The organism is Pseudomonas syringae (genome assembly GCF_023278085.1).
Lineage (GTDB): Bacteria > Pseudomonadota > Gammaproteobacteria > Pseudomonadales > Pseudomonadaceae > Aquipseudomonas > Aquipseudomonas syringae_Q.
Window position 1 is genome coordinate 4,063,745 of the sequence record NZ_CP066265.1, and the last position, 11,980, is coordinate 4,075,724.

At 57.7% G+C, this 11,980-nt stretch carries 12 protein-coding genes; 3 read left to right on the forward strand and 9 right to left on the reverse strand.

Annotation, left to right across the window (positions count from 1 at the left end; translation table 11 throughout):
* Positions 1-3: 3 nt before the first annotated feature.
* Together cyoA and I9H07_RS18165 are read right to left on the reverse strand one after the other, a co-directional pair.
* Positions 4-945 carry a ubiquinol oxidase subunit II gene (gene cyoA, locus I9H07_RS18160; protein ID WP_024643946.1) on the reverse strand — a complete coding sequence of 314 codons (942 nt, stop codon included), beginning with the start codon at positions 943-945 and terminating at the stop codon, positions 4-6.
* Positions 946-1,409: 464 nt separating this feature from the next.
* On the reverse strand, positions 1,410-1,919 hold the full coding sequence (locus I9H07_RS18165; RefSeq protein ID WP_058392295.1) for a disulfide bond formation protein B: 510 nt from the start codon (positions 1,917-1,919) through the stop codon (positions 1,410-1,412).
* A gap of 645 nt (positions 1,920-2,564) precedes the next feature.
* Between I9H07_RS18165 and I9H07_RS18170 the strand changes: the two genes are divergently transcribed.
* From I9H07_RS18170 to I9H07_RS18180, 3 genes are all read left to right on the forward strand, one after another.
* Positions 2,565-3,461 (forward strand): chemotaxis protein, encoded by an 897-nt coding sequence (locus I9H07_RS18170; RefSeq protein ID WP_024675369.1) that lies wholly within the window; start codon positions 2,565-2,567, stop codon positions 3,459-3,461.
* A gap of 95 nt (positions 3,462-3,556) precedes the next feature.
* On the forward strand, positions 3,557-4,018 hold the full coding sequence (locus tag I9H07_RS18175; protein WP_236424485.1) for a GNAT family N-acetyltransferase: 462 nt from the start codon (positions 3,557-3,559) through the stop codon (positions 4,016-4,018).
* A gap of 135 nt (positions 4,019-4,153) precedes the next feature.
* Positions 4,154-4,906, forward strand: coding sequence for a YkgJ family cysteine cluster protein (locus tag I9H07_RS18180; RefSeq protein WP_236533833.1), 753 nt, complete (start codon positions 4,154-4,156; stop codon positions 4,904-4,906).
* 18 nt (positions 4,907-4,924) lie between these two features.
* Here the strand turns inward: I9H07_RS18180 and I9H07_RS18185 are convergent, their stop codons facing one another.
* From I9H07_RS18185 to I9H07_RS18215, 7 genes are all read right to left on the reverse strand, one after another.
* Entirely contained in the window at positions 4,925-5,149 is a 225-nt protein-coding gene (locus I9H07_RS18185; RefSeq protein WP_024675366.1) for a hypothetical protein, read from the reverse strand.
* 93 nt (positions 5,150-5,242) lie between these two features.
* On the reverse strand, positions 5,243-6,241 hold the full coding sequence (locus I9H07_RS18190; RefSeq protein ID WP_058392293.1) for a fimbrial protein: 999 nt from the start codon (positions 6,239-6,241) through the stop codon (positions 5,243-5,245).
* Between the two features lies 1 nt (position 6,242).
* The gene (locus I9H07_RS18195; protein WP_419204213.1) at positions 6,243-7,025 is read right to left on the reverse strand and encodes a fimbrial biogenesis chaperone; all 783 of its coding nucleotides are present in this window, start codon (positions 7,023-7,025) and stop codon (positions 6,243-6,245) included.
* Positions 7,022-9,568, reverse strand: a complete 2,547-nt coding sequence (locus I9H07_RS18200; RefSeq protein WP_236424481.1) for a fimbria/pilus outer membrane usher protein — start codon at positions 9,566-9,568, stop codon at positions 7,022-7,024. The genes I9H07_RS18195 and I9H07_RS18200 overlap by 4 nt, the downstream gene beginning before the upstream one ends.
* A 129-nt stretch (positions 9,569-9,697) precedes the next feature.
* Positions 9,698-10,450: a fimbrial biogenesis chaperone gene (locus tag I9H07_RS18205; protein WP_236424479.1), complete on the reverse strand. Its 753-nt coding sequence runs from the start codon at positions 10,448-10,450 to the stop codon at positions 9,698-9,700.
* A gap of 65 nt (positions 10,451-10,515) precedes the next feature.
* Entirely contained in the window at positions 10,516-11,094 is a 579-nt protein-coding gene (locus I9H07_RS18210; RefSeq protein ID WP_024675361.1) for a fimbrial protein, read from the reverse strand.
* Between the two features lie 331 nt (positions 11,095-11,425).
* On the reverse strand, positions 11,426-11,728 hold the full coding sequence (locus I9H07_RS18215) for a hypothetical protein (protein ID WP_080266699.1): 303 nt from the start codon (positions 11,726-11,728) through the stop codon (positions 11,426-11,428).
* Positions 11,729-11,980 lie beyond the last annotated feature (252 nt).

Consider the following 11,980-nt stretch of genomic DNA (forward strand, 5'->3'; position numbering starts at 1 on the left):
CGTTTACTCCTCTGCCCCAGCAGCTGAATTTTTGCCTTTTTCCGCACCAGCGTTACCGGCCACTTCTTTCTCACCAGCGACGTGCTTCTTGCCTGGATTCATACCTTCATACTTGTCGATGACGATCTGGAACAGGTTCGGAGTGACCGAGGAAAAGAGTTCGACAGGGTTACGTTCGCTCGGCTTGATCAGCTCGGCGTACTCGGCGGTGCCAAGCTTTTTGGGCGAGCTCTTCACTTCGCTGACCCAGGCGTCGAAATCAGCCTGGCTGGTAGCGATAGCCTTGAACTTCATGCCGGTAAAGCCCGCACCGCTGTAGTTTGCCGAAATACCGTTGAATTCGTGATTCTCGTTGGCAATCAGGTGCAGCTTGGTGTGCATGCCCGCCATCGCGTAGATCTGACCACCCAGACCAGGGATGAAGAAGGAGTTCATCACACTGTCGGACGTGACCTGAAAATTGATCGGGGTCTTGGCCGGGAAGACGATCTTGTTAACCGTGGCGATGCCGTAATCCGGATAGACGAAGACCCACTTCCAGTCGACCGAGATCGCTTGAATGGTGACCGGCTTGACGTCGGAATCCAGCGGACGGTAAGGGTCCAGCGAGTGCGTCGAGACGTAGGTGATGTAGCCAAGGAAGACCAGCAGCAACATGGGTACGCCCCAGACTGCGATCTCGATCTTGGTGGAGTGCGACCAGTCCGGCGTGTACTTGGCAGCCTTGTTCGAAGCGCGATATTTCCAGGCGAAGATCAGGGTCATCAGAATGACCGGGATCACCACAATCAGCATCAGCAATGTCGCAATGATGATCAGGTTACGCTGCTCTAAACCCACTTGCCCTTTAGGATCGAGCAGAGGCACGCCTTCGCATCCAGTGAGCAAAAGCATACAGAAAAGGGCCAAGAAGCCAAAAAACCTGGGGTACCTTTTTTTACTCATTTCACGACCTCTAAAAGCAGCTTGCGCGGTGCAGTTGGGTTTCGACCGCCAACACTTCGCCCTGCCAGTGCCGGCTAATTTTTTGGAATTGAACAAGGGCCTGCCAGTACGCACAGCGGCATAACGACAAATCCGGGTTTAGCTATGGATTCTTGTTTTTTGAGTTGCTGGAACTGCCCGGAGTTCAGGACAGACACTTTCAGCGCGGCCATTATACGCCCTCGGAGGCAAGCGTTGCGCTGCCTGTTCAGAGTGCACAGGGGACGCTCCTAGCCTCAAAATGCTGATCGTTCAGACAAGCTGGACGACAAGTGATGGGGATTGTAGATATGTAAATTTTTAATGACTATGCCTAATTTTGTAACAGTTAATCTCCGATACCGCAACAATCACCCTTAAAACAGATGATTCTGTCGAAAAAAAGCCCCGCAATAACGGGGCCTGTCTTCCGAAAGCCCCTGTATTTAGTAAGGTTTGCGACGGTTGCGAATAACGCACACCGGAACCAGTATTGCCGTCAGGACAAACGCCACCAGAGCCCATTGAGCAAGTGACAATCCAAGAAGTGGCGGATATGGCGTGGTGCAGAATCCGCTGACCTGGAAGCCCATAGGGAACAGTGTAGCCAATGGCAGGCCATCGACAATAGGTTGCAGAATATCGATGCCGCAGCTGTCGGAAGGGTGGGCAAGAATCCAGACATGACGCCCTGCCGCTGCGATACCGGCCACCGCGCTCAGGGTAACCAGCGCCTCGAACGCAGTGATGCTGCGGCGCCCCGGCATTGCGGCGCCGAGGAAGGCGAAGATGGCGATGAACAGCAAGGCGTAGCGTTGCAGGATGCACAGCGGGCAAGGCGCCTCGCCCAACACGATCTGCATGTACAGGGCACCGCCGATCAGGGACAGACAGATGATCCCCAGCAGAACCAGAAAGCGCTTTTCGCGTCTTAGATACAACATGTTGTCACTCATTTACGGGCCTTATCGAAATGGTCGGGTGAATCGCCGGCGTTACAGGGCGGGCATGCGAGGCGTGTGCCGCAGCATAGACCCGGCGTCGCTCAAGCGTGCGGCATGATCATCTGCCCGCCCTGGCAACTCAAGCGCCTGGCGGCCGTACGGGCACATTTGGCGGCCCGGTGGTCCTGCGATCGGCATCACGCCGGCTCGAAGGGGCCAGTCTCGCAAAAATGCCAGGGCACAATCCTTCCTTATATATAGAAGGGTGCGTCAGTTTGCCGCAGCATCTCTTCTATATATAGCTGCGGTATTTTGCCGCAGCCGATGCTTTGGTCAATATTCGATGGCACAGGGTTGCGTAAGCGCGCTATCAAAGCGCCAGCCTGCGACAATTAGCCGCACCGCTTTATCACGCTTTGCAGGGTTTGACGTCGAAGAATTCAAAGTGCCACCATCCATACCTGTCCAGGCCCTTCACATGAGCGACCGGTGACGTACCAAACCACGCCCACTGTGAACATCCGAGCGAGCATTTTGTGCAGCACTCGCGGCTGTTGGTTAAAAATCCTCAAGCCTGTCCACCGCAGGTCGATACCCTGTCATCGAAAGTTGTTTGCCGCCCACAGGCGACGAAACACCTAAAGCCAGAAGGTTACTATGTCCAAGAACGTCCGAGCAGACTCACTTTCGCTGCTCCTCTTCACGTTGCGCAGCGGCAAGCTGATGGCGATCAATCTGTTGAAGGTCAGCGAGATCATTCCTTGCCCTCCTCTCACCCACTTGCCGGAATCGCATCCGCACGTCAAAGGGATTGCCACACTTCGCGGCTCTTCGCTGTCGGTCATTGACCTCAGCCGCGCCATTGGTGAACGCCCGCTGGCCGATCCCGATGGCGGTTGCCTGATCGTCACCGATGTCAGCCGCTCCAAACAGGGCCTGCATGTGCAGGCGGTGAGCAAGATTGTGCACTGCCTGACCACCGACATTCGTCCGCCGCCCTACGGTTCCAGCAGCAAGTCGTTCATCACCGGGGTAACCCAGGTCGACGGCGTGCTGGTACAGGTGCTGGACATCGAAAAAGTGATTCACGGTATTGCCCCGGCGAAGATCTCCGTGCAATCGACAGAACTGGCCAAAGAGGATGCAGAAGTGCTGAGCAAGGCTCGCATTCTGGTCGTCGATGACAGTCAGGTTGCGCTGCAGCAGTCGATCATCACGCTGCGCAATCTTGGTATCGAATGCCATACCGCTCGCAGCGCCAAGGAAGCCATCGACGTACTGCTGGATCTGCAAGGTACGGCGAGGCAGATAAACGTGGTGGTTTCCGACATCGAGATGTCCGAAATGGACGGTTACGCGCTGACCCGGACCCTTCGCGACACGCCGGACTTCCAGGACCTTTACATCCTGCTGCATACTTCGCTCGACAGCGCGATGAACAGCGAGAAATCCCAGATTGCCGGGGCCGACGCTGTGCTGACCAAGTTCTCGTCACCCGAGTTGACCAAATGCCTGATCGAGGCCGCACGCACCGTCATCGCCAAGGGCCTCTAACGACAGAGGCTTTGACAACACGGACTCTGCCCCAAGCGTCCGCACCCGCGTGCAAGCCGCACCCCACCGACGTATCAGCCGGACATTACTGGCTGATGCGCCGGAATCTGGCCGGCTCGCTGCCACAGATCCAACGGCCGAGTGATGTAATCGTTATGCCATTCAGCCTTGACCGGGCACCTGACGTTCACCGTTTGCTGACGGCAGGCTATCTGGGCGGCGAAGGCAGCGTTCCGGATTATCGCGTCTGGCTGGCGGCGTTTGAATGCGATGCCGAATATGACCTGTCGCGGTGCTTCGTTGCTCTGCTCGACGGGGCTGTCATCGGGGTCATCATCTGCTGGACCAGCGCATTCATCAAAGACCTGGTGGTGCATCCCGATGCCCGTAACCGCGGGACAGGCTTCGCCCTGCTCCATCACCTGTTCGCTCATCTGGCCCAGCGCAACGAATCAGCAGTTGATCTGTACGTGATGGAAAACAACCTCGCGGCGCGACGTCTCTATGAAAAAGCAGGCATGTCTTACATAAAGCGCATCGCTATTCCCACGTCCTGAAGCGGTCATTGTGATCAGCATGGCAACCACTTCCGACCGCCCACTGGCGCACTCCTTGCTTCAGGTCCCTGACAAGCCGGGTGAATGACCAAATATTGTCGCCCGTCGTGCATTTCTGATCGGGCTATCGAAACAATGAATATCCAGTTTTCCTGCGTAGGTTGCGGCGGTTGCTGTACCGACCACCATGTTCCTCTGACCCTGGTTGAAGCCCGGCAGTGGGCGGCGGACGGCGGCAATGTGATTGTCCTGACCGAGGCTTTTCTGGGTAATGGCTATGGTGTTCCGGTTGAACAACTGACCCATGCCACACGGCGCTCGACGGAAGTGAGCAGTGGCAGTACCACGGCCTACGTGGCGATAACTTTCGCGGCTTACAACGTCGGACGCTGCCGGAATCTTGGCGAGCAGAACCTTTGCCGTATCTACGAGCGACGGCCGCTGGTGTGCCGCATCTACCCGATGGAGATCAATCCGCACATTCCACTGCGTCCGGAAAACAAAGGCTGCCCGCCGGAATCCTGGGAGCAGGGTCCCGACCTTATCGTCAGCGACCGACTGGTCGATACCGAGTTGCTAAGCCTGATAGAGCAGTCGCGACAGGCCGACCGGGACGAAATCGTGACCAAACAATTGATCTGCCAGAAGCTGGGCATTCGCACCACAGCCCTCAAGGGCAACGGCTTTGTGGCTTATCTGCCGGACATGAACGCTTTTGCGGCGGCCATCGAGCAGGTGACCGAAGAAGATGACGTGTGCTTCGAAAGCTCAGGCTGGGAATTACATGTCGCCGGGCAGTCGGCGTTAAGCACCTTGCGAAACGAAGGTGCACAGGTGACCGACCGCCAGCCGGAATCCTATCTTTTCATTCCGCTACAGGCTGCCTGAACAACAGGACGCACGCTGTCAGCGCTTGCCCATCGATCTGCGGGTGCCGGCCGGTGCGACGCCAGGCGTCTTGTGATGGCCGTGCTTGTTGGCTTTCTGATACCAGGCCTGATCCTTCTTCGCCTGGGCGAACTCTGCAGGCTTGAACGGGAAGCTGAACGGCGCGACGGCGCCCTTCTTGTCGGAATCGGCTGCAGCCTCGGTTGCGGCGTCTTGAACAGGAGGTTGTTCAGGAGTGGTCATGGTGTCACCAGAAAGTCGAAATGGCCGGGCAGACGCCCGCGGTCGCGCAGCATACCTCAATCACCGGGCAACTGCCCAAGCCTCCTGTCGCCGTCATTTGTAGAACAGATCGACCATGATCTCGGCTTCGAAGGGCCCCGACTTCGGCCGGGGGGTGTTCCAGACCAGTTCGGCGCTGAAGTCAGCCTGCGCTGCATGCGCTTCCCCCAGCAGGTCGGCCAGATGGAACGGTTGGTTGTACTGCAACGGATTGCCGCTGACTGCGCTGATAATGCGGATGCCCACCGAGTCGTTGTTCGAAGGAACCAGCAGCTCGCCGGATACGCTGCCTGTCACCGGCCGGAAACGGGCATCGATGCTGAATGGCGAGTCACAGCTGCGGCTGGTCGACAGCGAAAACAGCTGTGTGGCGAGCGTCTTGCCGACCCCAATCTGCTGAATGCCCACGTCGCCAAAATCAACGGTTTCAGGGATCACTTGCAGCTGCGCATCGCAAGCGACGAAACGCAGTCCGCTCAGGTTGTTAATGACATAACTCAGGCTACGACCCGGCAACCGGTCCGACCCTGTCGAGCCGCCCAGTTGAAAGAACCGGTAATCGGTCAGATGACTCGCCACACCAGAGGGTGGCGTAGCACCGGACTTCTGGATGAACACGGAAAACCCCAGATTGAAGCGTACCTTCGGACACGCGCCAAGGCTGGCTTCGCTTTCTCGACATGCCGGTAAAAAGTGACCGGTGCTGATTCGCCCGCTGCTTTGCAGGTGATCGCTTGCGTCGAGCGTCAGCCCGGCGCGGATGCCCTGACCGATCACTTGATTGTCGGGATTCAGGTAAAGGAACACCTCCTCCTCGCCCGACTGCAGGCTATCCCCGGCACATTCCACCTGAATGTTCAGCGGCTCGGAACGCCACACCACCTCGCCGTCCGGAAGCGAGGCCGGGATCGCTACCGTGCTGCTCAGGCTGTCGTGGACCTCGGTTGCGCCTGAGCTCTGACTGGTGCACACCAACGCAAAGCCGGACGTCGGAACAAGCATCAGTGGCAATAAAAAAGCGTGCAGCCAGCGACTGGCAAATACAGGGTTCATATCAACAGTTGTCCTGAAAAGAGTTGTTCTCCAGCAGATGGCCCTTAACGACCGCCTGCCCGTTCAATCGCACGCAATAGCCCCGCCGTGCGCCATAGTCGGTCAGTGCGTTGTACGAAAGCCGATGCTGCGTGAACCGTGAAATCTGCCCGGCTAGCACCCACTCGAATTCATCACCCGGTGCCAACAACCGGTCATTTTCAAGCTGAATGCCATCCAGACGCACGGCGTCCAGCGAGGTGTAATAAGGTGTGGGGTTGCTGATTTTCAGTACCACGCGCTTCGAGTCGCCATGGACCAGCTGCCACAGCAACTGCCCGGCAGCTTCAGCCGGATCGCCGTCGAGCCCTGAGGGCCGATAAAACACATTGATGCGCTGGCGCACGGCGATATTCAGCTGCCGATGGCCGTCCTGGCGGCGAGGCACTTCCAGCACGTAAAGATGCAGCAATGACTCGCGTGCCTGCGGCATGCCGGCGCCTTGATAAAGAATGCGTAGCGTCTGCCTGCCATTGACTGCAAGACGTGACAACGGCGGCGTCGTTACAAACGGTAGCGATCTGCGTTGATCAGGGCTCGTACCGCCGCTATCGTGCGGATCGCTGAGCCAGGCCTGGAACAGCGTCTCAGTCTTGCCCAGGTTACGCACCTCAATGCTGACTTCGCGGTACTGGCCGTCGAAGATCAACCGCGTCCCGGTCAGCGCAATGGCCCCATTCACGGTCGCACTGCCAGTAAAAAGCAGCGACAGCATCGTCACGCGCCAGCCAGTGAAGCGCCTCATTGGCAGACCACCCGCATACGCTCATAAGCCCGGGCCGGGTCTCTGGGTGGCAGCGAGTAGGCGGCCTGGCAATGCTGGTCGGCCCAGCGCACATGCAAATGGCCGGTGTCCCGCTCACTGAGCACCAGTGCCTGACTGGTCGGGTCAACCACCGCCAGCGCCCTGCCCTGCTCGTCTTCGACACTGGCACCCAGCGGCACTCGGCTGCCATCACCCCGTACCAGTTCGAACTGCACACGCCTGCCTACCGAGGCCTTGAAACGTACCACCGGCACAGCGCCACGGCGCGGCACGACCTGAGTGATGGCGTTGCCGAGATCGACATCGGCACCCAGTTGTCGGGTGTCCAGGCTCACCCAGTTGGTGCGATAGGCTTGCACGTAGGGCAGAACCGCGTAGCCGTTGTTTGCGGTCTCGACATTGCTGAAAGACCTCAATCGGGCACCGCTGACCTCCGGAACCTGAACCAGCGCGAACGTTTCACCCAGCGTCTGCCCAAAATTCACACCGCCGGCATGGGCCACCAACGATCCCGACGCTGCCAGGGTGAACGCGTCGTAATCCTGGCCCTGACTGAAGCCTGCTTCGAAACGGCCGAACCCGGTGGTGGTGTTGATCTTGCCTGCACCAAAGCTCCCCGAGCTGCTGTCGTGACCTGCCTGCAGGGAGTAAAACGTGTTGCGCTCGCCCAGCACCTGGCCGTTGAGCCCGGCCTGAGCGTTGTACTGGCCCGAGCTGTCGCGTACCGCATTGAACGACAGGCGCGAAGAGGCAGAGCTGGCGCCCAGTGGCACGGTCACGCTCAAGGCAATCCGGTTGTCGGTACTCGCTTCGCCGCTTCTTCCGAAATCCTCGTTGCGCTCGATGGACAGGCTGTAATTCAACGTACGCCAGGCCGCGTTCCATGATAGGTAAAGCTGGCGGGTTTTGCCTGGCAGGTTCCAGTAGCGCTGTTCGGAAGTCGTCAGGCTAAGCGAGGCCGCATAGACCGGCACTGTCTGGGTGACACTGAGCTCCAGTCGATCCCGCGCCCGGCCGATGCTGCGCATACCGCTCTGCGGATGTGTCTCGCTGACGTGCTGGTCAAGGGTGCGATAGTCCTCGGTCGAATATCGATAGCCCGCCACTGCGAGGGTGGTATTGGTCACGTCCAGCGTATTGGCATAACGCAGCCGCAGACTCTGCCCGCCGCGTGATGACTGATTATCCGCTCGGCTCACGGATCGGGTGATGTCCAGAGACACCGCCCCCACTCCCGTATTGAGTCCGGCGCCCGCGTTCGCCGCCTGATAACCCTCGGCGAGTTGCAGGCCACCGAAACCGGTGAGCCGTTCGGAGAGTCCGTAGATCAGCGCCACACTGCCGAAACCCGGCGACGCCTGAGGCCCGTCGTTGGTGTCGACCTGCCCTGCCGCCAGGCTGTAACGCAATGACCCGGCAGGCACCATGATCGGCAGCGACGCATAGGCCTGAGTGAAGGACCGCACACGTCCGTCCGCTTCGATGACGGTGACGGACAGGTCACCATTGGAGCCGCTGGGGTAGATATCAGTGATTTCAAAAGGTCCGGGCGACACGCTGCCGCTGTACAGCAGGAAACCGTTCTGCCGGACTTCCACTGTGGCATTGGTCTCGGCAATCCCGCGAATCACTGGCGCATAGGTGCGCTCACTGTCAGACAGCATGCCCTCGTCAGACACCAGCGCAGCGCCCTGAAAACGTACACTGTCGAACACCTGCGCGTCGGTGAACGTCTCGCCGACCGTGAGCTGGCTTTTGAGCAGCGTGATGTCGCGCTGCGCGAACGTGCGATTGCTGCGATAGCGCCAGGGCTGATCATTGCCCTGAACCAATGACGATTCGTTGCGCAAACGCCAGGCCCCGATATTCAGCCCGTTACGCAGCCCGACATAATACTGGTCGGTTTCGACGCCGTTGTTGCGACGCCTGCTGCCGTTGAAGGTGTAATTGATAAAACCCGCTGTTTCGCCCTGATCCCACAATTCCGGGGCTACATAACCCCGGTTACCGCGCACCATGACGGCCTGCGGAATGCTGATGCTGAGTCGCAGTGCGGCAGGCTGATAATCGACCCGGGCAAACTCGACACGTGCAGGCAGATCGAAGCATGCCTCACCGGGTTCGGTATCCGCAGGCAAGCGGTTGAGGTCCAGGCCGAAGCCTTTCAACATGTCCAGTGACAGACAAGGTTCGATCAGACCCGACAGCGGGTTTTTCGAGAACGTGACATCGCGCCTGCCGCTCAGCGTGCGATTGACGTAGATATCCACCCGGTAAGTGCCAGGCAACACACTGTTACTGCGCAGAAACTCCTGAAGATCAGGTGGCTGGTCACTGCCCTGGATAAACGCCGTATTGAACCTGACCGGTACGCTGCCATCGGCAACACCTGACTGGGCAGCCCAGGCGCTGAACGAAACGGACAGCGTCAGCGCAAAACCGATGCACGGCGAATAGCGTCGGGGACAAGCGAGCGCCAGGTGTGCGACGACACCCCTGCTGTATTTTTTATGCCATTCCATTAGCTGACTTCACTCTACTTCGGCTATCTCTCGCGCAGCGCAGTCCTTTACGCATACGCAGATCCAGCGGGACGACAGGTTGTCGGGCCCGAACGTTTTAATATTGAAAGCGGCTACCGATGTTTCAATTCATCGGGGAACGGCCTTGCTGGCATAACCTGGTTGTTTGTCAGTAAGTGTTGTTTGATACAGCACTTGCCCACCGTAATCATTGATACTGATAAAACTCAGCGTCAGTGGCGCGGCACTGGCCTTGTTAACTAACGGAATACGCAGGGTTTGCGTCGGTGCCAGCATCTGACTCTCGACACTGGCCAGTTCAAGGTCGTGCTGACGTATCGAAATCCTGAGCATGGACACGTGATAAGGCCCTGAATTATCGACCTGTAAAATATCGTGATCCTGTAGTTGCCAGCGCAACTTTTCGGGTGCCTCAAGTGGGTCGCCCGATAATTCATTTGGCCGGAAGAACACTTTGATGCGCTGACGTATCGCGATCTGCAGTGTATTTTCTGCGGCGGTTTGAGGTATTTCCTGAACGTTAAGCCACAGTACCGATTCACGGTCTTCAGGCATGCCTGTGCCGGAATGAATGATGCGCAACAATTGCTTGCCGCCCCCGGCCATCCGCGCCAGCGAAGGCGTCACGATAAACGGCAGATTCTTTGCTGCCTCTTCGGGACTGGCAGAGGACGCCGGAGGCTCCAGCCAGGACTGCAGGAGTATTTCCCGTGCGCCACTGTTGTGGACGCCCAGGCTGGCTTCCTTTTCGTTGCCCTGGTAGATGACCCGTGTTGTATTCAACACGATGCCCGCTTGAGCACTGGCCGTGCAGCACAGCACAGCGATTAACGCTGCGCAGCGAAAAAAGTCAGGAAACATACTGGCGGACGCCTTGAATTCAATAGGTGACAGGGCAAGCCACAGGCCCGCCCTGTCCGGCACTGTTACTCGTAATCCATCACAAATGGCAGGAAGCCGTCGGCGTTACCGGGGTTGGCAGGCGTTCCGTTAAGAACGTACACCGCAGCAAAGTTGATTTCCGCAGTGGCACCACCAGCGCCTTCCTTGACGAGTGCGGTGTCGATGGTCTCTGTTCCACTGAGATCCATCAGCGCGTTCGACGGGTCCAGCAGGCCGATACCCACGCCGTCGGCGGCACCGGTCGTGCGCAGGAGTTTGGCGTCGTTATTGTCCAGGCCGCTGCCATTACGGGCAGTCAGGCGCATCTTGACCGTATTGTATTGCTCAGCGCCTGCGCTGCAGTTGACCAGCAACTGGATAGGCGTTGCTGTTTCAAAACGGCTTTCGCTGGAAATACCGATATCGGAAAACGACACGTTCCCCAGATCAACGTTGATTTCGCCCGGGTTGGTTCCGGCACTGACGCCCGAACCCGGCCCTACATCGCAAGAGATATTGGTCAGCGTCCCGTTAAAGACCAGCTTACCGTTGTTTGCCGCAGTGGCCGTAGTTGCCATGCCCATTACGCCCAGCACTGCCAATGTAAGAGAAATCTTTTTCATGCCTGTTACCTTCCCTGTTATTTCGTGTGTGCCCGCTATCGGACGACGAGCACTATAGAGCCGCCGCCCTTCAAGCGCTGTCAGGCCAGTAACTTTGGCGCCGCCGATAACACGACATAACGCGCAGGAGGGATCTGTAGGAATAACCATGAACACAGGGCAGGCAACAAAGGCAGCGCGTGGTGGGTGATAACCCAGTACAAAGATCAGCCAAATGTCTGAATCTTTCAATAATGCATTGGCAACGGTTTTGATAGCCGGCGTGTCGGACAATCAACTGCCACGTTTTAATACGTGACAGTTTCCGGAAGAAAAACTGACAGAAGAGTTATTACTGATAGCTCAGGGTGACCAGCGCAGCACTGGCCTGGTGTGAGTCGCCATCAATTCGCGCCGTGACGGGCAACACCTGATAGGTCGTGGCGAAGGGCACGACTTGACTACCACATACGTTATGCTCGGTACTCACCTGCAGGTTGATACCGGGGGCAACTTCCAGACGACGGGATTGGCCACTTGCTGAATGGCCGGTGAACCCGGTGACCGCGCAACTGCTATTGACAATGCTGCCGTGCAGGCTGAACCCACCGTCTTTTGCCAGGACAATTTGCGGGGCAATCAGTAACGAAACCATCAGTGCAGCGACCTTCACTCCTCGATGAATGGACAGGGCATTCAGAACTCCTTTGCAGCGTGATATTCCGTTTCTCATTGCACTCTCCACTCATGGATTCAGTTATTGACTTGACTTGCCGACATAACGGTTTGTCAGAAGCCGACGAAGGGAGTTGTAGGAATTACCCTGAGACTCGACAAACATCTGTACAAATTGCCCTTCAACCTAAATATCGCCCGACACTGACTTTTCTTGACTGAGCGCCACGTG